Annotated in this window: 24 protein-coding genes and 1 other RNA gene; 13 read left to right on the plus strand and 12 right to left on the minus strand. The window is 67.6% G+C overall.

Features of this window, described 5'->3' with window-relative positions:
- Positions 1-14 precede the first annotated feature (14 nt).
- From ON31_RS04555 to ON31_RS04585, 7 genes are all read right to left on the minus strand, one after another.
- Positions 15-344, minus strand: coding sequence for an ArsR/SmtB family transcription factor (locus tag ON31_RS04555; RefSeq protein WP_029931816.1), 330 nt, complete (start codon positions 342-344; stop codon positions 15-17).
- A gap of 78 nt (positions 345-422) precedes the next feature.
- Complete coding sequence (locus tag ON31_RS04560; RefSeq protein WP_039809584.1) at positions 423-755, minus strand: YbjQ family protein; 333 nt, start codon at positions 753-755, stop codon at positions 423-425.
- 447 nt (positions 756-1,202) lie between these two features.
- On the minus strand, positions 1,203-1,898 hold the full coding sequence (locus ON31_RS04565) for a DUF8020 domain-containing protein (RefSeq protein WP_039809534.1): 696 nt from the start codon (positions 1,896-1,898) through the stop codon (positions 1,203-1,205).
- A 143-nt stretch (positions 1,899-2,041) separates the two neighbouring features.
- On the minus strand, positions 2,042-3,406 hold the full coding sequence (locus ON31_RS04570) for a PepSY-associated TM helix domain-containing protein (protein WP_085996338.1): 1,365 nt from the start codon (positions 3,404-3,406) through the stop codon (positions 2,042-2,044).
- Between the two features lie 240 nt (positions 3,407-3,646).
- Positions 3,647-4,213, minus strand: a complete 567-nt coding sequence (locus tag ON31_RS04575) for a hypothetical protein (RefSeq protein WP_051036858.1) — start codon at positions 4,211-4,213, stop codon at positions 3,647-3,649.
- A gap of 79 nt (positions 4,214-4,292) precedes the next feature.
- On the minus strand, positions 4,293-5,951 hold the full coding sequence (locus ON31_RS04580) for an acyl-CoA synthetase (RefSeq protein ID WP_039809538.1): 1,659 nt from the start codon (positions 5,949-5,951) through the stop codon (positions 4,293-4,295).
- Positions 5,952-6,115: 164 nt separating this feature from the next.
- Positions 6,116-7,762: an acyl-CoA synthetase gene (locus ON31_RS04585; protein WP_039809540.1), complete on the minus strand. Its 1,647-nt coding sequence runs from the start codon at positions 7,760-7,762 to the stop codon at positions 6,116-6,118.
- Positions 7,763-7,984: 222 nt separating this feature from the next.
- On the opposite strand from ON31_RS04585, the gene ON31_RS04590 reads away from it, so the two are divergent.
- Positions 7,985-8,992 (plus strand): hypothetical protein, encoded by a 1,008-nt coding sequence (locus ON31_RS04590; protein ID WP_147286969.1) that lies wholly within the window; start codon positions 7,985-7,987, stop codon positions 8,990-8,992.
- Positions 8,993-9,016: 24 nt separating this feature from the next.
- Here the strand turns inward: ON31_RS04590 and ON31_RS04595 are convergent, their stop codons facing one another.
- The 3 genes from ON31_RS04595 to ON31_RS04605 form a co-directional block, all read right to left on the minus strand.
- Entirely contained in the window at positions 9,017-9,913 is an 897-nt protein-coding gene (locus ON31_RS04595; RefSeq protein WP_039809542.1) for a PHP domain-containing protein, read from the minus strand.
- A gap of 178 nt (positions 9,914-10,091) precedes the next feature.
- Positions 10,092-11,324 (minus strand): acyl-CoA dehydrogenase family protein, encoded by a 1,233-nt coding sequence (locus tag ON31_RS04600; RefSeq protein WP_039809545.1) that lies wholly within the window; start codon positions 11,322-11,324, stop codon positions 10,092-10,094.
- A 27-nt stretch (positions 11,325-11,351) separates the two neighbouring features.
- Complete coding sequence (locus tag ON31_RS04605; RefSeq protein WP_370450306.1) at positions 11,352-12,740, minus strand: acyl-CoA dehydrogenase family protein; 1,389 nt, start codon at positions 12,738-12,740, stop codon at positions 11,352-11,354.
- Positions 12,741-12,959: 219 nt separating this feature from the next.
- Here ON31_RS04605 and ON31_RS04610 point away from each other — a divergent pair, with 219 nt between their 5' ends.
- Together ON31_RS04610 and ON31_RS04615 are read left to right on the plus strand one after the other, a co-directional pair.
- Complete coding sequence (locus ON31_RS04610; RefSeq protein WP_039809550.1) at positions 12,960-13,226, plus strand: hypothetical protein; 267 nt, start codon at positions 12,960-12,962, stop codon at positions 13,224-13,226.
- 80 nt (positions 13,227-13,306) lie between these two features.
- A complete protein-coding gene (locus ON31_RS04615; protein ID WP_039809592.1) occupies positions 13,307-14,737 on the plus strand; it encodes a glycosyltransferase family 39 protein in 1,431 nt (476 codons plus the stop codon).
- Positions 14,738-15,075: 338 nt separating this feature from the next.
- Here ON31_RS04615 and hisN read toward each other — a convergent pair whose 3' ends face one another.
- Entirely contained in the window at positions 15,076-15,861 is a 786-nt protein-coding gene (gene hisN, locus ON31_RS04620) for a histidinol-phosphatase (RefSeq protein ID WP_039809552.1), read from the minus strand.
- A 58-nt stretch (positions 15,862-15,919) separates the two neighbouring features.
- Positions 15,920-16,513 carry an NADPH-dependent FMN reductase gene (locus ON31_RS04625; RefSeq protein WP_039809553.1) on the minus strand — a complete coding sequence of 198 codons (594 nt, stop codon included), beginning with the start codon at positions 16,511-16,513 and terminating at the stop codon, positions 15,920-15,922.
- A gap of 228 nt (positions 16,514-16,741) precedes the next feature.
- On the opposite strand from ON31_RS04625, the gene ON31_RS04630 reads away from it, so the two are divergent.
- From ON31_RS04630 to ssrA, 10 genes are all read left to right on the plus strand, one after another.
- A complete protein-coding gene (locus ON31_RS04630) occupies positions 16,742-17,593 on the plus strand; it encodes a helix-turn-helix domain-containing protein (RefSeq protein ID WP_039809555.1) in 852 nt (283 codons plus the stop codon).
- A gap of 365 nt (positions 17,594-17,958) precedes the next feature.
- Complete coding sequence (prfB, locus tag ON31_RS04635) at positions 17,959-19,077, plus strand: peptide chain release factor 2 (protein WP_029931833.1); 1,119 nt, start codon at positions 17,959-17,961, stop codon at positions 19,075-19,077.
- 86 nt (positions 19,078-19,163) lie between these two features.
- Complete coding sequence (locus ON31_RS04640) at positions 19,164-20,021, plus strand: mechanosensitive ion channel family protein (protein ID WP_029931834.1); 858 nt, start codon at positions 19,164-19,166, stop codon at positions 20,019-20,021.
- Positions 20,008-20,205 (plus strand): Rv3103c transmembrane domain-containing protein, encoded by a 198-nt coding sequence (locus ON31_RS04645; RefSeq protein WP_039809557.1) that lies wholly within the window; start codon positions 20,008-20,010, stop codon positions 20,203-20,205. Before ON31_RS04640 ends, ON31_RS04645 begins: the two co-directional genes overlap by 14 nt.
- A 57-nt stretch (positions 20,206-20,262) precedes the next feature.
- Positions 20,263-20,952, plus strand: coding sequence for a cell division ATP-binding protein FtsE (gene ftsE / locus ON31_RS04650; RefSeq protein WP_029931836.1), 690 nt, complete (start codon positions 20,263-20,265; stop codon positions 20,950-20,952).
- Positions 20,952-21,857 (plus strand): permease-like cell division protein FtsX, encoded by a 906-nt coding sequence (ftsX, locus tag ON31_RS04655; protein WP_039809559.1) that lies wholly within the window; start codon positions 20,952-20,954, stop codon positions 21,855-21,857. The genes ftsE and ftsX overlap by 1 nt, the downstream gene beginning before the upstream one ends.
- A gap of 187 nt (positions 21,858-22,044) precedes the next feature.
- Positions 22,045-24,177 carry a DNA helicase RecQ gene (gene recQ / locus ON31_RS04660; protein ID WP_051036860.1) on the plus strand — a complete coding sequence of 711 codons (2,133 nt, stop codon included), beginning with the start codon at positions 22,045-22,047 and terminating at the stop codon, positions 24,175-24,177.
- A gap of 101 nt (positions 24,178-24,278) precedes the next feature.
- Positions 24,279-24,512: a WLR motif membrane protein gene (locus tag ON31_RS04665; RefSeq protein ID WP_029931839.1), complete on the plus strand. Its 234-nt coding sequence runs from the start codon at positions 24,279-24,281 to the stop codon at positions 24,510-24,512.
- Positions 24,513-24,563: 51 nt separating this feature from the next.
- Positions 24,564-25,037: an SsrA-binding protein SmpB gene (gene smpB / locus ON31_RS04670; protein WP_029931840.1), complete on the plus strand. Its 474-nt coding sequence runs from the start codon at positions 24,564-24,566 to the stop codon at positions 25,035-25,037.
- 133 nt (positions 25,038-25,170) lie between these two features.
- Positions 25,171-25,514: a transfer-messenger RNA gene (gene ssrA / locus ON31_RS35200) on the plus strand; the annotation flags it as partial.

The following is a 25,514-nucleotide window of genomic DNA, read 5'->3' on the forward strand; positions in this document are numbered from 1 at the left end:
TCGCTCTCGTGTGTTCAGCAGCAGTCCTGGGCTTCGGCGGCGGGGCAGCACGCGGGGTCCACCGCCAACACCACACCCAGCAGATCCCCCAGCGCGGCCGCGATACGCCGGTCGGCCAGCTCGTACCGATTACGCCGACCCTCGGGCACCGCCACCACCAGCCCGCATCCCCGCAGGCAGGCAAGGTGATTCGACAGAATCTGCCGCGACACCCCGATCCGCTCCGCCATCTCCGACGGATAGGCGGGTCCGTCCCGCAGGCTCAACAGGATCCGGGTACGCGTCGGGTCGGACAGCGCGTGCCCGAACCGAGCCAACGCGTCCGAGTGCAGCAGGGTCTCCATAAACCCTGACGCTACATCAGAATCTGTATACAGAAAAGCATGAACTATCTACGCCGCTGCCGGGCGGCGGCGCGCTGGCTACGGCGCGGCTTGGACGGGCCGGATCCGCACGGCCGTACCGTAGGCCGCCACCTCGCTCATGGTGCCCGCGATCTCGTTGCAGTCGAAGCGCATGGCCACAATGGCATTCGCGCCCAGCGAGATGGCGTGCTGGCACATGCGCATGATCGCCTCGTGCCGGGACTGGTACAGCAGCTGGGTGTACTCGTGAATCTCCCCGCCGCCCAGGGAGCGGAAGGTCGCGCCGATATTCGACCCGATACTGCGACTGCGCACCGTCAACCCGGCCACCTCCCCGAAAACCTGCACGATGTCCTGACCGGGCACATCGTTCATGGTGGAGACCAGAATCGGGAACTGCGGCCCGGGCTGCTGCTGCGGGTAGGGCTGCTGTGCGTACGGTTGCTGCGGCGGGTACTGCGGCTGCTGCGGCGGCATGGGATGACTCACAGATCCGCAGCGTACGGGGGCGATCGGCGTCGGCGCTTCCCGGGCTCGAGATCGTGGCGGTCGGCCGAGCGCGTGACGGATGGGTAGGGTCACCGCCGGTTAGGGAAGAATTGACCGGCGGACCGGGCCGGTTGACGCGGTGGTCGACAGCGGTCGCGCTGTTGGCGGCGGCGGTCGCGGTGTTGCTGGGACGTCTGCTGATCGCCGATCACGCGCGGGAGGTCGCCGATGCGACGCGCCCTTGGCGGTCGCCGACGCGGTACGACTGGCCGAGCAGTGGCCCGAGGGTGTCCCCACCGAGGAGCGGTAACCCCGCCCGGTCGGTGGCCGGGCGGGGTCGGGCTCGTCTCAGTCGGCGGGCTGGGGCAGCGGTGCGTTGATGGTGTTGAAGTAGTCGATGATCGACGCCACCGCCACCGGGGCGGTGATCAGCACCGTGCCCGCGATGCCGATCAGGCTCGCGCCCGCCGCCGCGCCGACCAGGCAGCCGACGATCGGGCCGCCACCGAACAGCGTGAACACCACACCCGTCGCGATCGTGCCCGCGACCGCGCCGAGGGCGCAGCCGACGAGACCGCCCAGCACGGTCGTGGTCAGCCCGGCCAGGGTGCCCGCCAAGCCGATGCGGGAGGTCATCCGGGACCAGGCGGCCTTCTCCCGCTCGTACTCGTTCTTGAACTCGGCCTTGTCCTCGAACGGCAGCGAAACGGGCTGGTAGACAGCATGTTCGCGGTCGATCTGTGGCGTCAGGGTCGCGCTGTGCCCGGAGACCTCCGCGGCGACGGGGAAGACGAAGTCGTCCACCCGCACCCGGAGGGGAGCGCCCGCCATGACCGTGCCGTCGGTTGACTTGATCGCCAGCACACCGTTCGCGACCTCCAGCGAACCGATATCGGTGGAGAGCGTCAGGCTCCGCTCCTGCGCCTGGTAGGAGACGTTGACCGGGGCGGGCCCGGTCGGCGCGTCGGCGTGGCCGGTGCCGGTGGCGACGCCGAGGGCGACGACGAGCAGGGCCGAGGTGGCGGCGAAGTTGTTGATCTTCATCAGGTGAATTCCTTCGGTAGCTGCGCAGGGTTCAGCGCGCCGCCTCCGTGCCGGTGAACAGGCGACGTGACCCCGGGAGGGAACGGACCGCACCGGCGGCACGGCTCGAATGCCGTGTCGCCGCAGTGCGGTTCGGAAGTGAGTCAGGCAGAGGCCCGGCGGCGTGCGATCATTCCGACCACCACGTCCACGACGAGGAAGCCGAGCACGCTGAGCCCGATGAGCGGAGCGAACCAGCCCACCACCACGGCCGCGACCGCGAACGGCAGCAGCAGCCGCAGCGGCGTCCGCCGCAGCATCCCGCGCCGCGGCGCCTTGCCGACGGCGAACGCCTTGGCGTCCCTGGTCGGTCGTCGCCGCCACCACATCAGGTAGCCGCGCACGATCACCGTGATCAGCCCGACCATGACGGCCAGCAGCAACAGCTGGTTGAGCAGCCCGAACATCAGGCCCATATGGAACTGGATGCCCCAGTTGGTCAGCTTGGCCGCCAGCGACCAGTCGGAATACCGCAGCAGGTCGGTGACCTCACCGCTGGCGCCGTTCACGGCGATGGAGTCGACGGTGAGCACCCCGGGCATCCGGCGTTCCTTGGCGGTGAACGCCACGCCCTCCGCCGCCGGAATGCTGATCTCCACGGGCGATTCGATGCCATTGGCGCGCACCACGCCGTACACCAGATCCGCCTGCTCGATCGCCTTGACCGACGGCGCGGCCGCCTCCGGGTCCGGCATGGCGTGATGGGAGTGTTCCCCGGCGGCGGGCACGGACGGCGTCGCGGCGCCGGGCAGCTCGGAACTCACCTTCGGGGTGGTCCAGCTCATCTCCTCGCGGACCTTCTTGATGTTCTCACCCGCGTAGGTGGACCAGGTCATACCGGTCACCGACAGCAGCAGCACGATCGGCAGAATCCACACACCCACGGCCGCATGCCAATTCAGCGCACGGCCGCGCGGGCGGGAACGATCCGGCCACAGCAGCCAGCGCGCGGACCGGCGCTCGCGCCGAGCCCGCACCCGCCGGATCCACAGCACCAGCCCGGCCAGGGCGATCACCCACAGCCAGGAGGCGGCCAACTCGCTGTAGAGGCGACCCGGTTCACCCAGGCGCAGGTCACGGTGCAACTGGTCGATCCAGGTGCGCATGGGCAGCGCACCCGAGCTGCCGTAGACGACGCTGTCGCCCAGCGGCTCGGCGGTCACCGGATCCACGAAGACGGCGCGCCGCTCGGACGCTCCGAGTGTCGGGTCCGTGAAGATCACCCGGGTGGTGTCCCCGCTGCCCTGCGCCGGGGCGACCGCCGCCAACGCCAGGTCCGGCTGCTGCGCGACGGCGGCGCGGATCTGATCCGACAGCGGCTTGACCGGGCCGGTCGAATCGGTGTGCAGCAGGCCCCGTTCGGTGATGTTCTCCAGGGTCGGGGCAATGGCGTAGAGCGCGCCCGTGACGGCCGCGATCAGGATGAACGGGGCGACGAAAACGCCCGCGTAAAAATGGAGCCTCAGCATCAGCGCTTGAAAAGCGCCGCCTGCTTTCTTCTTACCGCCCGCGGATTCGACGGACGAATCCGTTTCCGGGGTAGGCGAAATAGGCGGTGTCGTCCCGACACCGCTATCCGTGGTGGTCACTAGCGGACTTTCTGTTCGAGGGGCAGCCCGGATGCGCGGAATACCGCATGCCGCATCGGCATACGTGGACAGCGCGATCACACGGACGGGAAAGTCCGTGTGCCGGGCGAGAAAGGAGAATCAGCCTCGAACGAGAACGGGTGGCCCGCGGGTGCGCAGTGCATCGGCGGCGAAGAGCCGCAGCACGATCCGATCGCGGTGCTCGATGGGCAGCGCGGGCGGCCCCGCGAGCACCGGCAGCACGACGGGTACCGGCAGCACCCGCGCCATCACGGCGGTGACGATCCGATAGGCGGCCTCCGCGCCCAGGATCACGACAGCCGCGGCGATGGCGGCCACGATATGCGCCAGCAGCATGGACGGCGTCCACACCGACTGCTGGTGGTGATGCCCGCCGCCAGCACCCCACGACATGGCGAGGTGGCCCAGCAGCTGTCCACCCACCAGCGCGCCCACCAGCCCGACGGCGGTGGTGCGCAGCGAGCGCACCCCGGCGGTCAGTGCGCCCACGGCGGCACAGCCCGCGATGAGCAGAGTCAGCGCGCCGGAATCGGGGGCCATGGCGCCGGAGGCCCAGCCGTGCGCGGCGACGGCCAGCGCCCCGGAAATCGAACCGGCCGCCCCACCGCGCAATACCGCGGCATCACCGCGGAAATGCGCCGTAGGGCGGCCGGACTCGAAACTCACCCGCTGATGATAGCGGTCCCTGGATTCCGGACTCCACACCCGCTACCCGCCGGAGTGCGGATGGCGTGGTCGCGTCGAATTACTCCGCCGGAACTTCCATTTCGACCAGCGGCTTGCGCAGCAGTTTGCCGGTGGCATTGCGTGGCAGCTCGTCGAGGAAGATCACCTCGCGCGGCACCTTGTAGCGCGCCAGGTTCTCCTTCACGAAATCCTTGATCTCCTGGGCGTCGCGCTTGGAATCCGGACCCGGAACCACGATGGCGCGCAAACGCTTTCCGAAGTCGGCATCGTCCACACCCACCACGGCCGCCTCCAGCACGTCGGGGCGGTTGGAGATGAGGTGCTCCACCTCCTGCGGGAAGACGTTCTCGCCGCCGGAGACGATCATGTCGTCGTCGCGGCCGTCGATGAACAGCAGGCCGTCGGCGTCGAAGTGACCCACGTCGCCCGAGGACATGAGGCCGTCCACGAACTCCTTGGTGCGGCCGTCGGTGTACGCCTTGAAGGAATGCGCGTTGCCGATGAAGATGGTGCCCGTCACGCCCGGCTTGGTGATGAGCTTACGGTTCTCGTCGTACAGCGCGAGGGTGATGCCGACGGGCGGGCGGCCCGCGGTGGTCGGCGACTTGCGCAGCTCATCCGGGGTGGCCACGGTGATGACCGCGCATTCGGTGGAGCCGTACAGGTTGTAGAGCGTCGGGCCGAAGTAGTCCAGGCTGCGGGTGACCACGTCCGGCGGGATGGCCGAACCGGCGGCGAAGATGACGCGCAGCGACGCCTTCGGGTTGTACTCGGCCAGCACCTCGGGCGGCAGGTCGAGCATGCGCTGCAGCATGGTCGGCACCACGGTCAGGCCCTGCGCCCGGTACTTCACGATATTGGCGATCGTGAGCTCCGGGTCGAAGCGGCGCTGCTGGAAGACCACCTTGTTGCCCAGTGCGATGGACAGGGTGAACTGCGACAGGCCGGTGCCGTGGAAGATGGGCGCGGCCATCACCATGGTGCCGTTGCGCGGCAGCGGAATTCGATCCAGGAACTGGGCCGAGATGAACGGGCTCACCTTGTCGCGCGGCGCACCCTTCGGGGTGCCGGTGGTGCCGGAGGTCAGGATGACCATGCCGCCCGGCTTGTCCGGCGGCGTGATCGGCGCGGTGGACTGCCCCTGCGACACCGACTCGATGGTGGGGATGGCCGGATCGGCGTTGTCCTTCTCGTCCACCCAGGTGAGGATGCGCGGAATGTCCTCGGGAATGGCACTCATGAGCTCGAAGAACTCACTGTCGTGCAGGACCGCCTTGACCTGCTCGCGGGCCGCCACATCGGCGAACTGCGGCTTGGCGAAGCCGGTGTTCATGAGGACGGCGCGCACCCCGAGCTTGCCGGTGGCGAGCAGGCTCAGCACCATGCCGCGGTGGTCGCGGGCCAGCACCGCCACCACATCGCCGGGCCGCAACCCGCGCGCGCTGAGTCCGCGCGCGAAGGCGTTGGACAGTTCGTCGAGCTCCTTGACCGACAGCTCACCGCGCTCGTCGATGATGGCGGCGTGCGGATTGGTCTGCGCCGCGTGCATGACCACACCGGCGAACGGGCCGAACTTGAGCACGTTCAGCGCGGATTTGACGGCATGATCGGGGCGCAGCGGATTGAACAGGCCCCGCTTCATCATGGCGTTCACGCTGAGCGCCGTGTCGCTGACCTTTTTCAACGCGCTGTTTGCCGTCGGACGGGCAACTGACATGGGTACAACCATTCCCGCGATCCCCCTGCCGGACGAGTCGGCCGGGCGGATCGCGACATCGAGATCCAGTGCGCTTGCAGCCTAGCAAGCGCAGGCAGAAAGGTTGTGGCTCAGGTCTCTGTTACCCCAAGTAGCGCTTAATGCGGTCGGAATGTGACCCCCGGCTACACCTCGTACTCGACCAGCACGCGGCGCAGCAGCTTGCCGGTGGTGTTGCGGGGCAGATCGTCGAGGAAGATCACCTCGCGCGGCACCTTGTAGCGGGCCAGATTGCCCTTCACGTACGCCTTGATCTCCTCGGCGTCCGGGCTCGCACCCGGTTCCGGAACGATGAAGGCGCGCAAGCGCTTTCCGAACTCCACATCGTCCACGCCGACCACCGCCGCGTCGAACACGTCCGGCCGCTCCAGCAGCAGGTTCTCCACCTCCTGCGGGAAGACGTTCTCCCCGCCGGAGACGATCATGTCGTCGTCGCGGCCGTCCACGAACAGTAGGCCGTTGTCGTCGAAATGCCCGACGTCACCGCTGGACATGTACCCGTCGATGATCTGCTTGTGCCGCCCGTCGGTGTAGCCCTCGAAGGGTGCGCCGGAGCGGATGAAGATACGGCCGGTGACATTCTTGGCGTGGATGCGCTTGTCGTCATCGTCGAACAGCGCGACCTCGCAGGTCAGTGGCGATTTGCCCGCTGTGCCCGGTGCCTTGGCCAGATCCTCGGGGCGCGCCACCGTCGCCACCGCGCATTCGGTCGAGCCGTACAGGTTGTACAGCACCGGGCCGAAGACCTCCTGGGTGCGCGTGCTGAGCTCGGGCGACAGCGCCGAACCGGCGATGACGATGCCCTTCAGCGAGGAGGTGTCGTACTTCTCGCGAATGGCCGGATCCAACTCCACCATGCGGTGCACCATGGTCGGCACCGCCACCAGCATGTCCGCCTTGTGCTCGTCGATCAGCCGCAGCGTGCGTTCGGCGTCGAACCGGCGGACCAGCACCACCTTGTTGCCCAGTGCCGTGCCGACCAGCCAGGTGCCCATGCCGGTGCTGTGGAAGATGGGGGAGACGATCACCATGGTGCCCTGGCGCGGGAAGTCGATGCGGTCCACCATCTGCACGGTGCCGATCGGGCCGACCTTGGTGCGCGGCGCGCCCTTGGGCAGGCCGGTGGTGCCGCTGGTGAGAATGATGAAACCGCCCGGCTTCTGCGGGGCGGGCAGCCGCTCGGTGGAGTTCTCCGCCATCAGCGTGTCGAGCGTCGTCGCCCCCGCCGGGACCTCGTGCCCCTCGTCCACCCAGGTGAGTACGCGCGGCAGTTCCGGCGGCAGGGCGTCGAGCAGGCCCAGGAACTCGCTGTCGTGCAGCACCGCCTTGACGTTCTCGCGGGCGCACACCTCGGCGAACTGCGGCTTGGCGAATCCGGTGTTCATCAGCGCCGATCGCACCCCGAGCTTCCCGGCGGCCGCCAGCGAGAGCAGCAGTCCGCGGTGGTCACGGGCCAGGATGCCGATCACCATGCCCGGCTGGATGCCCATGGCCTGAAGGCCCCGGGCCACCGCCGTCGAACCCTCGTCGAGTTCGCGGTAGGTCATCTCGCCGCGTTCGTCGGCCAGCGCCGGGCGGTCCGGCCACACCCGCGCGGCATGCTGCACCATGGTGGCCTGCGGCCCGAAAACCTTGGCCTCCCGCATGGTTCGCAGGGTTTCCATGGGATTGCGGGGATCGCTGATGCCGACCTCCCGCAACCGCCCCAGACCCTTGATCACCTCTCCGGTGTGGGTCATACGCTGCTGCACCGAATGCAGAATCGAGGCCATCTCGATCAACCTCCGAACTCGTGGTCGTGCCGGTTCGACGCCGCACGACACCCTGCGATTGGCGCAACGGTAGCAGTGGAGTGTGACCGACGTTACAGAAATCCGGTCAGATCGGACAGCGCGGCCGGGTGCGTCCACCGACCAGGCGTTTTGCCGCGGCGGATCGGGTGTATCGATCCGGGCGGTGACCGGCGGGCGCTCGCCGGTGGTTACATGGACCGGGTGACCGATTCCACGGAGTTGCTCTTCGGTGTGTACGCGGCGGGGCAGGTCAGCACGGTGGCCGGGCCGCCCGACGACCGCGCCGCCATCACGGATCTGGTGCGGCGGCTACAGGGGGACGCGCCGTTCGTGGTGCGGGAGTACCTGCACTACCTGGGCACTCCACCGGACCCGGAACGGGCTGCGGTCCTGCACCCCGAACGCGTCTACGGCGAGTTGACCATGCCGGATCGGTGGTATCTGGAGGAGCACCGGCAGTTGGACCTGGTGCTCTGCTACCTGCCGACCGCCGTCGACGTGGACGGCTGGCTGAATTTCATCGACCGGGCCATCGACCGGTACGGGCGGATCGTGCGCTACCTCCAGATCACCCTGGAACCCAATTTCGACATCCCGTGGATCGACGGCAGTTCCCCCGGCGTGGTGGCGGCCCTGGTGCACGGCATCGCGCACGCGCGCAAGGCGCTCGACACGGTGGGCCTGGACGCGGTGCGCATCGGATTCTCGGTGGCCGAATCACCGGACTGGATGGGCGGTGACGCGGCCTTCTGGGAACGGCTGGCGGCCGTACCCGCACACGAATTCGCCGACCTGGTCGACTATGTCGGGCTGGCGCTGTATCCCGATGCCTTCTCCCCGGTCGCACCGCACGGCACGCCGGGCGATATCGATTCCCAGGTGAAGCACGCCATCGGGCAGCTGCGCGAGGAGTCGCTGCCCGAGGCGCACATCGGATCTCACGTACCGATCCACATCTCGGAATGCGGCAGCGTCACCGGCCCGGAACGCACCCCCGAACACCAGGCCGACAGCATCGACCACCTGGTGCGCGCCGTTGCGGCGGTGCGAAGCCGCCACCACGTGACCCATCTGGAGCTCTTCGGCCTGCGCGACGCCAACTCCGCTCAGCCGGAACCCATGGCGCAGTTGGGAATCACGTCCAGCGACTACCGCCCCAAGGCGGCCTTCGAGACCTATCGCCGCCTGGTGGAGGAGTTCAGCGCCTGACGCTCGGCCCCGGACCCCTGAAACTCACTGCCGCCGAATCGGATTGCTCCAGGCCCGGTTGCCCGCGACGTCGGTGACCGTCACCCGCACATACGGGCTGCGCGCGAACATGTCCAGCGGCAGCCGACATTCGGTCAACCCGTCACCCATCCGCCACTGCGCCCCGGGAACCGATCCGGTCACCACGATCTTGTGCACCGGCGAGCACCGAATCCCGATCCGCCCGCCCGCGATCTCGATGCCGTGAATCTCCGGCCCGGTACTGGAGTAGTAGTGCCCGGCCTTCAACGCGATCAGCAAAGCATCAGGATCGAGGGATTCGGCACGTACCTGCACCCAGGCATCGCGCCCGGCCGGATCCTGCGGCTGAAAGTGACAGTCGTCGGCCGCATACGCGTCGAGCCGATACCCCCGCCCCGGCAGCACATCGTAGAGATGCAGACTGTCCCCCCGATCCTCCCGCGCCGCAAGCGAATTGAACACCTCCACCGCATGCGCCGCATCCAGCGTCGCCGCATCCTCGACGGTCGACAAAGCTGCCGCCGGATGCGCCATCCCGATGAAAGCCCCCGCCGCCCGCGCCCGCCGCGCCAACTCCGGCCCACTCTCGGACGGCTCCGGCGGCACGAACCCCACCGGCAACCCCACCGCGACAATATGCCACCTACTGGCGAATTCCGTTCGCGGCGCCTCCAACTCGGCCCCGAGCAATGTGGTGAAATCGTCGGTTCGAATGGCCCGCGTATCCGTGAGTGGAAACCCGTACTCCGGGCGGAAGTGGTCGGTGACGGCGACGAAGTCGTACCCCGCCTCCCGATACCGCCGACAGACCTCCTCCGGTGCCAGCGCGCCATCCGACCGGTTCGAGTGACAGTGCAGATTCCCCCGCCAGAACCGACCGGGCAACGTGAAGGGCAACATCGCCCCAGTATGTGAGATATCGAGTGGGGCGGGCCATGGCTGTCGCCCTGGCCTCCGCCGGCTGCCATCGGCTGAGGTGCCCCGCTGGGCACAGCACTGTGGAATCCCCGATGGAATGCCGCGAACGGAAACCGGCGCGAGCTCCGCGGAACTCGCGCCGGTTGCCCTGTCCCAGAACCTACTTCAGCTTGTCGCTCGACAGTCCCAGCACCCGCCGGGCCACGATGAGCTGCTGGATCTGCTGGGTGCCTTCGAAGATGTCGAGGATCTTCGAGTCGCGGCCCCACTTCTCGAGCAGGGTGCGCTGGCTGTAGCCGAGGGGGCCCGCGAGTTCGACGGCCTTGAGGGTGACGTCGGTGCCCATGCGGCCGGCCTTGGCCTTGGACATGGAGGCCTCGAGGGAGTTCGGCTTCTTGTTGTCGGCCATCCAGGCCGCGCGTAGGGAGAGCAGGTAGGCGGCTTCCCAGTCGGCTTCCAGGCGGAGGTATTCCGCGGCGGCGGCGTGCTGGTTGTTCGGCGGGGTGTCGTAGGAGATCTCGACGCCCGCGTCGGTGAGGATCTTGCGCAGTTCCTCGAGGGCGGCGCGGCCCACACCGACGGCCATACCGGCCACCAGCGGGCGGGTGTTGTCGAACGTCTGCATGACGCCCGCGAAACCCTTCTCCACATTGACTTCCGGCGAACCGAGGATGTTGTCCTTCGGAATGCGGCAGTCCTCGAAGCGGATCTCGGCGGTGTCGGACGCCTTGATGCCGAGCTTGTGCTCGAGGCGGGACACGGTGAGGCCCTTGGCATCCCGGGGCACCACGAAGGACTTGATGGCGGCGCGGCCCTTGGACTTGTCCACCGAGGCCCACACCACGATGTGGGTGGCACGCGACCCGGCGGTCACGAAGATCTTGGTGCCGTTGAGCACCCACTCGTCACCGTCGAGCACCGCGGTGGTGGACACCGCGGCCGAGTCGGAACCGAAGGACGGCTCGGTGATCGCCATGGCGGCCCACACCTTGCCGAAGCGCTGCAACTGCTCATCGGTGGCGACCGCGGCGATGGCCGCATTGCCCAGGCCCTGGTAGGGGATGGAGAGCATGAGGCCGACATCGCCCCACGAGGTCTCCAGGGCGTTCATGAGCGCGGACATGTTGCCGCCGTTGCTGTTGCCCAGCAGTTCGGTGGCGTGGCCGTCGCCCTCGCCCTCCTGGGCCTTGCGTCCACCGGTGGCGCCGGAGACGTCCTGCGCGCCGGAGTCGGACAGGCCCTCCACCATGGCGGCCATGGTGTCCAGCTCGACCGGGTACTCGTGCTCGGCGAGGTCGTACTTACGCGAGGTGGGGCGGAAGATCTCCGCGGCCACCTGATGGGCCTGATTGGCGCTGGCCCGCAGCTTCTTGGGGAGTTCGAGATTGATCATTGGTGGTCTCCGTGTGAGAAGTCGGGGCTAGACGAGGACGACGCCTTCGGCGACACCGATGCCGCGCAGATCGCGGTACCAGCGCTCGACCGGGTGCTCCTTGGTGAAGCCGTGGCCGCCGAGCAACTGCACGCCGTCCAGGCCGATCTGCATACCCTTGTCGGTGGCCAGCTTCTTGGCCAGCGCCGCCTCGCGGGCGAACGACAGCCCCTGCTCGGCGCGCGACGCGCCACGCAGCGTCACCAGGCGCATACCGTCCAGCTCGATCGCCATATTGGCGACCATGAACGCCACCGCCTGCCGGTGCGCGATCGGCTCACCGAACGCCTCGCGCTCCTTCACATACGGAATCACGTAATCCAGCACGGCCTGGCCGGTGCCGACCGCCAGCGACGACCAGCCCAGCCGGGCCAGCCGCACCGCGTCCGCGTAATCCTCGGCGCGCTGCACGGCGTCGGCATCGCCCAGGATGGCGTTGGCCGGAACCGCGACATTGTTCAGCAGCAGGCGACCCAGGCCCGCGGCGCGCAGACCCATGGCCGGATCCGCCTCGATCACCACACCGTCGGTGTCGGATTCGACGATGAAGAAGGCGGGGCGGCCGTCGAGTTCGGCGGCGACGATGAACAGCTCGGCGTCACCGGCGGCCGGAACCAGGCTCTTCACACCGTTGAGGCGGTAGCCGCTGGGGGAGCGGGTCGCCTTGGTGCGCAGCGCGAAGGGGTCGAACAGCGGCTGCGGCTCGCTGATCACGACCGATGCCTGCGGCACGTTCTCGCCGGTGAAAGCGCCGAGGTAGGTGCGCTGCTGGGCGTCGGTACCCCACTGCGACAGCGCCACGGCCACGCCGCTGGGGGCCAGGATGGGCAGTGCGAGTCCCATATCGCCGTGCGCGAGCGCCTCGGCGACCAGCGCGTTGGTGACCGCGCCGCGCTCGGAGGCCGCGCCGTCCAGCTCCTCGGGAACATTGATCAGGGTGATGCCGAGTTCCGCGGCCCGCTCGAGCAGATCACGCGGGGCCTTGGCGGCGTTGTCGGCGTCGTAGGCGGCCGGGCGCAGGATCTCCTCGGCGAACTCCTTCACCGTCTCGACGATCATCTGCTGTTCGTCGGTCGGGGTCAGGTCGAAGTAGTCCTTGCCCCGGGACTCGTTGGCGGGCAGCCGCTTCGGAGCGCCGCCGCCGGACACCTTCTCGAACGCCCGGGTGGCCGCGCCGAGGGTGCGGAAACCGGTCTTGGTGCCCTCGTAGGTGAGCCGCTCGATCGGCTTGCGCAGCTTGTACTTCTCGGCGAGTTCCGATCCCGTGATCGTCGTCATGACCCGCATGGCCGCGCCCATCCAGTCGCGCTTGACCGGGTTGAGTCCGACAGCGGAGGTGTCCCGCTTCGTTGCGGTGTCTCGAGTACTCATAATCACCAAATTTCTCGGGTGTGTGGGGTGATCCTGCCCAGCAATCTTACTCCTGAGTAAGACTATCTTACTTCAGAGTAAGAAAGCCGTCGAGAGTTGTCGAATCACCTGGTCGGTGGCGGAGTGTCGAGATCGCGGCAACTAGTGAAACAAATTCGCTTCAGAAAGAGGCGGGCTGGGCTACCGTGGGGGCGCATCATCCGCCCCCGCAAGGAGGTCGCACCCATGAAGAGACTCGTGGCCACGGCCGGTGCCGTCGCCGCCCTGACCCTCGCCGTCGTACCCGCCGCATCCGCCACCATCCCGCTGGAGCCGTACCAGCCGATTCAGACCCCGGCAGAGGCCGGCGCGATCGGCACCGAATTCGGCAGCAGCGGCAGTGCCAGCGAGGTCGGCTCCAACTCCGCACTGCCCACGCCCGGTGGCGGCGATACCGACGTGGACGTCGGCATCGACACCAACTCCGCCGGATTCGACCTGATTCCGGACTGACTCGCGCGTACCGGCGACGGCACCGCAGCTGGCGCGCCGGTACCCGCGCCGAACCGGACCCGATGTGGGACGGTAACGATATGTACTGGGTAGCGGGGGTTTTCGCGGTCGTCCTCGGAGTGTTCGCCGATCGGTACGGCTACCACCGCGACGAGATGTACTTCCTCGCGGCGGGTCGGCGACTCGACTGGGGATACGCCGACCAACCGCCGCTGACACCGCTGATCGCTCGGGCCATCTCGGCCATCAACGCGGATTCGCTGGTGCTGCTGCGGCTTCCGGCGATCGTGGCAGCCACCGTCGTGGTGATCTGCGCCGGGCTCGCGGCACGGGAACTCGGTGGTGGGAAGGCCGCGCAAGCGCTGGCGTCGGCCTCGGTGGCGGCCGCGGCGCTGGTCATGGCGGCCGGGCATCTGTTCGGTACCACGATCATCGATCTCGCGGTGTGGTCGGGTGTGGTCGTTCTGCTGCTGCGATTGCTGCGACCGGAAGCCGACCCGCGGTTGTGGCTCGCGGTGGGGGTGCTCGCGGGGGTCGGGCTGCTGAACAAGGCGCTCATCGCGGTTCCGCTGGTCGTCACGGCGTTGTGCTTCGCCGCGATCGGCCCGCGAAAGATATTCGCCACCAGGTACTTCCCTCTAGCCGTCCTGCTCGCGGCCCTGCTCATATCGCCCTATCTGGTCTGGCAGGCCCGGCACGGCTGGCCGCAATGGGAGGTGAGCAGGTCGCTGGCGGGCGGATCGTCGGGCACCTCGGACACGCCGCTCACCTTCATACTCCTGCAATTGGGGTTGATCGGACCGCTGCTGGTGCCGCTGTGGGGGTACGGGTTGTGGTGGCTGTGGCGGCGACCGCCCCATCGCGCATTCGCTCTCACCTACGGCGTGCTGTTCGCTCTCTATGCCGTCGCCGGCGGGAAGGCGTACTACCTGGGTGGAATGTATCCGCTGCTGCTCGCCGCCGGGGCGGTGGGACTCGAGCGGTGGTACACGGCGCGTCGGGTGCGCGCGGTCGGCGTCGGTGCCGTGGTGGGCGTCGGCGCGGTCGGGTCGGCGCTGTTGTTCCTACCGGTGCTCCCGATCTCCGCGGTTCCGGAATCGCCGGTGTCGACGGTGAATTACGACGCGGGGGAGACCATCGGCTGGCCGGAGTTCGTGCGGCAGATCGCCGAGATCCGATCCGAGGTCGCACCCGACGCCGAACTACTCACGTCCAACTACGGGGAGGCCGCCGCCCTCGAACGCTTCGGCGCGGCGTACGGGCTGCCGACGCCGCACAGCGGACACAACGCCTACTGGTGGTGGGGTCCACCCGCCGACGGCCGGTGGGTGTTCACAGTGGGTATTCCGCGAGCGGAGGTCGAAAGCCTGTGTCACGAACCGGAATCGGTGGGGCGGATCGACAACGGATTCGGTATCGACAACGACGAACAGGGTGCGGAGCTGTTGCTGTGCCGCGATCCGCGCAGGTCGTGGGGTGAAATGTGGTCTATGATGCGTCATCTTGGATAATGTTCTGACACAACGCAATTGCAATGATCCAAGTTCAAACCTCCTTGTTTTCAAAGCGATTCGCTGCGTTGCAAGATCTGTATAACGAGGAGTTTTGTGCGGTTATTTCGATCTCATAGCGTCAACTGTCAAGGGCCACTACGTTTTTCACCGAGGCGAAAGGAGGAAGTCATGTTGTCAGGACTCGTCTCTGTAGTCGTTGGTTTGCTCGGTGGTCTCGTCGGGGTGCTGATCGGCCCCATGGATGGTGGCGGCACCGGATCCGCCTGATTCCACTCCGGACAGACAGAACGCCCCCGCGACGGAGCGGGGGCGTTCTCGGCGTTTCCGGCGCGAACTCAGCTCGCCAGCGCGGCCAGCACCACGTCGTGCAGCAGCCCATTGGTGGCCACCGCGCTGCCGCCGTGCGGGCCGGGGGTGCCGTCCAGGGCGGTGAAGCGGCCGCCCGCCTCCCGAATGAGAATGTCGAGGGCGGCCATATCCCACAGGGACAGTTCGGGTTCGGTGACGATGTCCACCGCGCCCTCCGCCAAGAGGGCGTACCCGAAGAAGTCGCCGTAGCCGCGCACCCGCCACACCTCGTCGGTGAGCGTGATGAGCTGATCCCGGCGGCCGATATCACGCCAGCCCGACAGGCTGGAGATCGCCAGACTGGCCGAACCCAGCTGCGGCACCGCCGACACCGAGATCGCCTTGGGCTCCCCGGACTCGAAACTGCTCCACGCCCCCGCCTCCCGCGCCGCCCACCAGCGCCGCGCCAGCGCCGGAGCGCTCACCACGCCCACCACGGGCACGCCGTCCTCGAGCAGCGCGATGAGCGTCGCCCACACCGGCACCCCGCGCACGAAGTTCTTGGTCCCGTCGATCGGATCGACCACCCACTGCCGCCCCCCGAACTCGGCCTCCCCGCCGAACTCCTCACCCAGCACCGCATCCTCCGACCGCTCCGCCGCCAGTATCGTCCGGATCTCCCGCTCCACCGCGAGATCCGCATCCGACACCGGCGTCAGATCCGGCTTGGAGTCGATCTTCAAATCGAGCGCACCGAACCGATCACGGGTAATCGCATCGGCCGCGTCGGCCAGCCGCAGGGCGAGTTCGAGGTCACTGGAATACGAGGTCACGCCCCAAACCGTAACCCGTCACCCGCCACCGGACACCTCCACCGCGACCTGCTCTCGATCACACGCTCACCGGCTCCGTGCGGGCGGCGGCCAGGGCGGCCGACCACCAGTGGAGTTCGTCCAGCATGGCGGTGGCGGCTTCTTCCGGGCCGGACGGGTCCAGGAGCTTTCCTTCGGCGTCGAACAGGAGGTAGAAGCGGGGGAGGGAGACGTAGCTGCGGACGGTGTGGGCGTGGAGTTCATTGAAGACCTGGCGCAGGTGCTCGATGGCCAGGATGCCGCCGCTGTTGCCGCTGTAGCCGACGAAGGCGATGGCCTTGCGGTTCCACTGGGTGAAATGCCAGTCGATGGCGGCCTTGAGGGAGCTCGGGTAGCTGCGGTTGAACTCCGGGGTGACGATGATGAACGCGTCGGCCGCGCCCAGACGTTCGGTCAGATCGACCATCCCCGCCGGGCGGGGTGGGTTGGGCTCCATGAGCGGGGAGACCGCGGGCAGGGCGTGCGGCAGCTCCATCTCCGCCAGGTCGATCAGATCCACCTCGAAGCCGCCGTGAGCGCGGGCGTACTCGGTGATCCAGTTGGCGACCACCGGGCCGAAGCGGCCCTCGCGAACACTGGCGATGATCACCGCGAGGCGCAGGGTGTCGGACATGGGAACTCCTTCAGAGTCGAGCGGCGCGGATGGCCGCGATCGAGGCCAGCGTCCGCATACGGGTGGTGGTGGCGACCCGCGGTCGATGCGTCTCCGCCGTCAGGGCCGCGCTGTCCGCTCGGTCGCCGAATTCGACTCTGCCGTCGCGGTGGCGTGGCCGGGAGGCCGCGCCGAGAGTGGTAGTGGCAGGGCCACTCTCCGGGAAGCGGACGCTGTTACGTTCGAGCCGTGAGTGATAACGAGATGGGGTTGTTCCTGCGTAGTCGGCGCGAGGCCGTCACGCCCGCGGCCGTGGGATTGCCCGCCGGGCCGCGGCGGCGCACGCCCGGCCTGCGCCGCTCGGAACTCGCCACCCTTGCCGGGGTGAGTGTCGAATACCTCACCCGATTGGAGCAGGGGCGCGACCGGCATCCCTCGGCGGAGGTGCTGTCGGCGCTGGCGGACGCACTGCGGCTGACCTCGAGCGAACGCATTCACCTGTATCAGATGCAGAAGGCCGGCCGCGGCTTCCACTGTCTGGGCGGCGCGCAGCCCAACCGCGAGGTGCGCCCGGCCGTGCTCGCCATCCTGGACCGGCTCGAACCCGCGCCCGCCGCCGTGCTCAACCGGCTCGGTGAGGTGCTGGCCTGCACGGAGAGTTATCGCGGGCTGATGGAACCATCGGGTCTGCTCGATGCGGGACTGCCCGCCAACTTCACCCGCTATGTGTTCACCGACCCCCGCGCCCGCACCTTCTACCCGGATTGGGCGCACCTGGCCGACGCCACCGTCGCCACCCTGAAGGCCGGTCCCTTCCGCTCCGACGCCCTGGTCGCGTCGCTGGCCGACGAACTCGCCGTCACCGTCGGCCCGGAATTCAGCGACCGGGTGCTCTCGATACCCGGTTTCGCCGCCGCCAACGGCATTCACCGCCTGGCCCATCCCGAGGTCGGCGAATTGCGCCTGGCCTGGGAGCGCCTGGACCTCTCCGCCGACGACGACCAGCACATTCTCGTTCACCTCCCCGCCGACGACCCCACCGCCGCGGCCCTCGACCGGTTGATGGGACGCCGTCCGGGCGGTCTGCGCGCGCTCGGCTGAGCGGTGGTCACGGTAATCCCTTGGGCGGTAATCTTTTCCACTCGTCACCGGTGTTAGCGCGGCGTATCATGTGCATCGTGATCGATCGAAGCGAATCCCAGAAAGCCGGGTCGCGCGCCGTGCGACGAGGCATCGGCCGGCCGCGCTCCGAGGTTTGAAGAGAACCGGCCGCGCCGGACCACCCCGCGGCCGACGACTCCCCATCGACACGCCATTCCGCCGCTAGCTCCGGGACAGCCCGCCCGAGGGTGGTCGACCCATCGGATTCCCCCGGTCCCGACCGGCGATATGCGTGCGCAACCCCGTCGCGGCACCCGAGCCGGGCGCTTAAGTTTCGGAGAGGCGGCCCTGTAGCCTTGAACACCGTGCATCCTGACGTCTCCGCTGATCTTGCCGAACTCGACGCGACCCTGAAGACCGTCGAGTCGGTGCTCGATATCGACGAGTTGGTCCGCCGCATCGACGAGCTGGAGCAGCAGGCCGCCGACCCGGAGCTGTGGAACAACCAGGAACACGCCCAGGCCGTCACCAGCGAGCTCTCGCACGCCCAGGGTGAACTGCGCCGCGTGCGTGACCTGCGGCAGCGGCTCGAGGACCTCCCCGTGCTCTACGAACTCGCCGAGGGTGAGGAGGGTGAGGCCCGCGCCCAGGCCGTCGCCGACGCCGACGCCGAGCGCTCGGCCCTGCACGCCGATGTGGAGGCCATGGAGGTCCGCACCCTGCTGTCGGGCGAGTACGACAAGCGTGAGGCGCTGGTCAACATCCGCTCCGGCGCGGGTGGCGTGGACGCCGCCGACTGGGCCCAGATGCTCATGCGCATGTACGTGCGCTGGGCGGAGCGGCACAAGTACCCGGTGGAGATCTACGACACCTCCTACGCCGAGGAGGCCGGCATCAAGTCGGCCACCTTCGCCGTCAAGACCCCGTACGCCTACGGCACCCTCTCGGTGGAGATGGGCACGCATCGCCTGGTGCGCATCAGCCCGTTCGACAACCAGGGCCGCCGTCAGACCTCCTTCGCCGAGGTCGAGGTGCTGCCCGTGGTCGAGACCACCGACCACATCGAGATTCCGGACAACGAGGTGCGCGTCGACGTCTACCGCTCCTCCGGCCCCGGCGGTCAGAGCGTCAACACCACCGACTCGGCGGTGCGCCTGACCCACATCCCGACCGGCATCGTCGTCACCTGCCAGAACGAGAAGTCGCAGCTACAGAACAAGATCTCGGCCATGCGCGTGCTCCAGGCCAAACTGCTGGAGCGCAAGCGGCAGGAGGAGCGCGCGCAGATGGACGCGCTCAAGACCAACGAGGGCGCGTCGTGGGGCAACCAGATGCGGTCCTACGTGCTGCACCCGTACCAGATGGTGAAGGATCTGCGTACCAATTACGAGGTCAACAACCCGTCCGCGGTGCTGGACGGTGACATCGACTCCTTCATCGAGAGCGGGATCCGCTGGCGCATGCAGCAGAATCAGGATGCCTGACACGGGCGGCATCCGATGGCGGATGTCCGGCGACAACCAGTAACCCTTTGCGGCACCATCACTGAGCGCTGACTCGAGGTACAACCATGCAGATGCTGCTCGCCGCGAGCACCGCCTCGGACTTCGGCAACTGGGTCCGGTCGAGCGGACTCGAGATCGTACTGCTGATCGTCGGCGCGATGCTGTTCAGCCGGTTCGTGACCTACGTGCGCGATCGGGTGACCCGCCGGATCGACGCCGGATTCCGCAGCAGCGATTCACTGGTGCGCTCGGAGGCGGCCAAGCATCGGCATGCGCTCGCCCAGGTGCTCACCTGGGTGGTGCTGTCCCTGGTGTACTTCCTGGTCGGTTTGGAAGTATTGCAGCGCTTGGGCTTTCAGCTCGGCGGGCTGGTCGCCCCGGCGGCGGTGCTCGGTGCGGCGCTCGGCTTCGGCGCGCAGCGCATCGTGCAGGACCTGCTGGCCGGTTTCTTCCTCATCACCGAAAAGCAGTACGGCTACGGTGATGTCGTTCGCATTGCGGTAACGGGCTCATCACAGGATGCTGAAGGTACGGTAGAGGACGTCACCTTGCGTATCACCACGCTGCGCAACGCTGACGGCGAAGTGATCACCGTACCCAATGGTCAGATCGTGAAAGTTATCAATCTGTCGAAGGATTGGGCGCGTGCGGCCATCGACGTGCCCGTACCCGCCAGCGCCGACATCAACCGGGTCAACGAGATCCTGCACGAGGTCGGCAGCCGGGCTTTCGCCGATCGCAAGCTCAAATCGCTGCTGCTCGACGAGCCGACCGTCATGGGTGTCGAAGATCTCACCGTCGACCAGATGAACATCAAGATGGTCGCCCGGACACTGCCGGGCAAACAGTTCGAAGTAGGGCGCGAGCTGCGGGTGCGGGTGGCCGCGGCGCTGCGCCGAGAGGGTCTGAGTGAAACTGCGTAAATCACCGGGCTTCACGCTGAAAGCCCGCAAATCCACGGCGATTCTGATGACGGTATGGGTCGCGACATTCGTGCTGTACGTCTTCGTCAAGCCCGAAGCGTCGCAGCGCCCGGCGTATACCCCCATCGTCAACTCGGTGCTCAACAATGACGCGAAGGACGATGGGGCACCGCCGCCGCGCTGACCTCGAGGCCGCGCGGCGCGCCGGAGTGTCCGGCGCGTCTGGCTACACTGGCTCCCCGTGATAACCCTGCGGAACGTCACCAAGTCCTACAAGACCTCGACGCGACCCGCGCTGGACAACGTCTCCGTCGATATCGGAAAAGGCGAGTTCGTCTTCGTGATCGGGCCGTCCGGTTCCGGCAAATCGACGTTCATGCGTTTGCTGCTCAAAGACGAGAAGCCGACAGCGGGCGAGGTCTGGGTGGCGGACTTTCGGGTGGACCGGCTACCCGGGCGCAAAGTGCCCAAACTGCGGCAGCGCATAGGCTGTGTCTTCCAGGACTTCCGGCTGCTGCAACAGAAGACGGTCGAGCAGAATGTCGCCTTCGCCCTGGAGGTGATCGGCAAGAAGGGTTCGTTCATCAACCGCGCGGTGCCCGAGGCGCTGGACATGGTGGGGCTGTCGGGCAAGGCGGACCGGCTGCCCAGCGAACTCTCCGGTGGTGAGCAGCAGCGCGTCGCGCTCGCCCGTGCCTTCGTGAACCGGCCGCTGGTGCTGCTGGCCGACGAACCCACCGGCAACCTCGACCCGGATACCAGTCAGGACATCATGACGCTGCTGGAACGCATCAATCGCACGGGCACCACGGTGGTGATGGCCACCCACGACAACACCATCGTCGACGCCATGCGGCGGCGCGTGGTGGAACTCGATCGCGGCCGCCTGGTGCGCGACGACGAGACCGGCGTATACGGGGTGGGCCGGTAATGCGCGTCGGATTCCTACTCGGTGAGGTGTTCACCGGTCTGCGCCGGAATATCACCATGACCATCGCCATGATCCTCACCACCGCGGTGTCGTTGACCATGCTCGGCGGCGGTCTGCTCGCGGTGCGCATGGCGGACAAGATCGAGAACTTCTACATGGACCGCGTCGAGATCCGGCTGTATCTCGACGACACCGTCTCCACCACCGACCCGGACTGCCTGGCCGAACCCTGCAAATCCCTGCAGGCGGACCTGAAGGCGAACGACAAGGTGGCGAGCGTGCAGTTCGTCAACAGCGAGGAGGCGGTGAAGGAGGTCAAGGAGACCACCTTCAAGGATCAGCCGGGGTTGGCCGACGAGGTCACCAAGGAGGGGCTGCCCGCGTCGTTCCGCGTGAAATTGACCGACGCCGAGAACTACCAGGCCATCTACGACCAGTTCGCGACCCGGCCGGGCGTGATGACGGTGCTCAATGACAAGGACATCGTCGACCGACTGGTCAGCTTCTTCGTCGGATTGCGCAATGCCGCATTCGGTTTGGCGCTGCTTCAAGCGTTCGCGGCGCTGCTGCTGATCGCGAACATGGTGCAGGTGGCGGCCCTGGCCCGCAAGACCGAGGTGGGCATCATGCGCCTGGTGGGCGCGACCCGCTGGTATACGCAGCTGCCATTCCTCCTGGAAGCCGTGTTGGCCGCGCTGGTGGGTTCGGCGCTGGCGGTGGCGGGACTGTTCATCGCCAAACCGCTGGTGATCAATCGGGCGCTGGGTGATCTGTTCGACAATCGGGTGCTGCCGGGTATCAGCGGTGACGATATCGCGGCGGTGTCGTTCGTCATCCTGCCGGTGGGCGTCGGTTTCGCCGCGCTGACGGCCTACGCCGCGCTGCGGTACTACGTGCGGGAGTGAGTGTCCGCACCTCGCGACGGCATCGGCGTACCCCACCCGAATCGGGTGGGGTACGTTGTTTTTTCGGCCGACATGCGGTGCGAGAACGAAGAAGCGGTGCGAAGTCTCGCGGAGACCGGACAACGGGGTTCCGCTGTCGGCGGCGATCCGTAGGATTGCCGGGGTGAGTGCCCCGGAGATCGAGACCATGTCCGCAACTGGTGCCGACGTCGGCAGCAAGGCCGCGCACGAGGTGCTACGTCGGGTATTCGGTTACGACAGCTTCCGGGGGCCGCAGGCGGACATCGTCGACCAGGTGATCTCCGGCGGTGACGCGCTGGTGCTCATGCCCACCGGCGGCGGCAAATCGCTGTGCTACCAGATTCCGGCGCTGGTGCGACCCGGCGTGGGTGTGGTGATCTCACCGCTCATCGCGCTCATGCAGGACCAGGTGGACGCGCTCAACGCCCTCGGCGTGCGCGCCGGATTCCTCAACTCCACCCAGTTCCCCGACGAACGGCGCACGGTGGAGGCGCAATTCGTGGCGGGGGAGCTGGACGTGCTCTACCTCGCCCCGGAACGGCTGCGGCTCGACGCCACCGCGCAGCTGCTGGACCGCGGCAAGATCTCCGTCTTCGCCATCGACGAGGCGCACTGTGTCTCGCAGTGGGGACACGACTTCCGGCCGGACTATCTGGCGCTGTCCATGCTGCACGAGCGCTGGCCGGACGTGCCGCGCATCGCGCTCACCGCCACCGCCACCGAGGCCACCCGCAAGGAGATCGCCCAGCGGTTGGATCTGACCGGGGCCGAACACTTCGTCGCGAGTTTCGACCGACCGAACATCCAATACCGGATCGAGGCCAAGAATCGGCCCGAACAGCAACTGCTGTCGTTCATTCGCACCGAGCACGCCGGGGACGCGGGAATCGTCTACTGCCTGTCCCGCAATTCGGTGGAGAAGACGGCGGCCTTCCTGACCGCCAACGGCATCGAGGCAGTGCCGTATCACGCGGGGCTCGACAATCGCACCCGCGCGACCAACCAGGCTCGTTTCCTGCGCGAGGACGGTCTGGTCGTCTGCGCCACCATCGCCTTCGGTATGGGGATCGACAAACCCGATGTGCGCTTCGTGGCACATCTGGACCTGCCGAAATCCGTGGAGGGCTACTACCAGGAGACCGGTCGCGCCGGACGCGACGGGCTCCCGTCCACGGCATGGATGGTCTACGGCCTCAGCGATGTCGTACAGCAGCGCAAGATGATCGACCTGTCCGACGGTGACGCCGCGCATCGACGACAGCTGCAACTGCATCTCGACGCCATGCTGGCGTTGTGCGAGACGGTGGAGTGCCGCCGCACCCAGTTGCTCAACTACTTCGGCCAAACCGGGGAGAAGTGCGGCAACTGCGACACCTGCCTCACCCCGCCCGAGTCCTGGGACGGCACCGTCGCGGCGCAGAAGGTGCTGTCCACGGTGCTGCGGCTGAAGCGCGAGCGCGGCCAGAGCTTCGGCGCGGGCCATATCGTCGATATCCTCGTCGGCAAGCGCAACCCCAAGGTCGAACAGCACGCCCACCACGAACTCAAGGTCTTCGGCGTGGGCACCGAACTGCGCGATATCGAATGGCGCGGCGTCATCCGCCAACTCCTCGCCCAGGGACTGCTGGCCGTGCACGGCGATTACGGCGTGCTCACCCTCACCGAGGCCAGCAATCAGGTGCTGTTCGAGAAACGTGAGGTGAAGCTGCGCCGCGAACCCGAACGCGCCAAGGCGGCCCGAACTCCCAAGTCCGGCAAGGCGTCCCGGCTGGCCGCCGCGGACATGTCCCCGGCCGACAACGAGCTGTTCGAGAAGCTGCGGGCCTGGCGGGCGGGCGTCGCCAAGGAACAGGGCGTCCCCGCCTACGTGGTGTTCCACGACGCCACCCTCCGCGAGATCGCCTCCCGCAAACCCGCCTCGCTGGCCGATCTCGGCGGCATCTCGGGTATCGGCGAGGGCAAGCGCGCCAAGTACGGCGAGGGCGTGCTCGAGGTGGTCGCCGGAGCCGGTGGGGCATCGTCCGGGCACGGGGATCGTGCGGTGGCCGGGGCCGGTGAGACCTTGTTCGCGCCCGGCGATCGTGCCACGGGCGCGGGCCGATCGGGTGCGCCCGCGGCGCGCCCCGGGCAGCCGGGTGCGGCCGGAGCGCGCCCCGTGCGGTCGAGCGCGGCCGGAGCGCGGCCGGGAGCCTCTCCGACGCGTGGCGCGGCGGGGCCGGTGTTCGACGCACCCGACGACATTCCGCTTCCCGAGCCGCCGCCGGAGTACGACGAGGTGCCGCCGCCCGACTGGGACTGAAGGCGCTCGCGCGACAGCGCCACTTCCCGGCAATCCTGCGGTCCGGTATCGACTGCGTGAATGGAGGTATAAAACGCCCTGGTTGGGGATACCTTTCGGACATGGATTCCGGTAACGGCGCTGGTGACGAACTCGAAACCGAGCGGCCACCAGAGGCCGAGGCGGCGGATGCGGGCGTCATCCCACCGCCACGAGTGCACGAGATCGTGGATACCGGCTGGCTGGGGCCACGCCGTGCACCGCGCCGCGGCCGCCCCCGGCTCACCACGATCGTCCTGTCCGCCATGTGGATCGGGACCCTGCTGCTCTACCTGTGGCTGCAACGCGGCGGTTAGCGGCGCCCGACCAGGGAATAATCCCGTTGCCCGACCACTTAGAGTGGTGCTGTGAAAGAAAAGGGTCGCAAGGTCATCGCCACCAACCGCAAGGCGCGGCACAACTACACGATCCTGGAGACCTTCGAGGCCGGGGTCGCGCTGGTCGGCACCGAGGTGAAGAGCCTGCGGGAGGGTAAGGCATCGCTGGTCGACGCCTACGCCACCATCGACGACGGCGAGGTCTGGCTGCGCGGTCTGCACGTCCCCGAGTACGGCCACGGCACCTGGACCAATCACGCCCCGCGCCGCACCCGCAAACTACTCCTGCACCGCCGCGAGATCGACAAGTTGACCGGCAAGACCAAGGAGACCAGCCTCACCCTGGTCCCGCTGTCCATGTACTTCAGCGACGGCAAGGTGAAGGTCGAACTGGCCTTGGCCAAGGGCAAGCAGGACTACGACAAGCGCCAGGACCTGGCCCGCCGCACCGCCGAGCGCGAGGTCACCCGCGAGATCGGCCGCCGCATCAAGGGCATGCGCTGACCACCGCTCACCAGCGCGGTTCGTGTCAGCCACGCCACAGCGGGATAATGGAATGATCCGCCGGTCGCGTAGTGTTAAAGTTACAAGCCCGGTCGCGAGACCGGGAGTTCATCTGGATCGATGAACACAGCTCGGGGCTGAACGGTTTCGACTGCGTACGTTGATTCAGGGGAAGCGTGTCGGTGCAGGCAGGAGACCACCGTATAAGCGTCGCTGTAACCCTATAAGCGCCGATTCTCATCAGCGCGACTACGCTCTCGCTGCCTAAGCAGTAGAGCGTGTCTGTCAGCCCGGGTTCGCCCTCGACCCGGTCCCTGGCATCAGCTAGAGGGCTCTACCGTCCGCCGCGGCCGCGGCGTCGGACGGGACACCAAACAGCGGCTGGGATCGCCATCTCGGCTTGTTCGCGTGACCGAGAGATCCGAGCAGAGGCACAGCGAACTGCACACGGAGAAGCCCTGAAGATGCGGCGGAGGA

It is taken from the genome of Nocardia otitidiscaviarum NBRC 14405, from assembly GCF_000308635.1.
GTDB lineage: Bacteria > Actinomycetota > Actinomycetes > Mycobacteriales > Mycobacteriaceae > Nocardia > Nocardia otitidiscaviarum.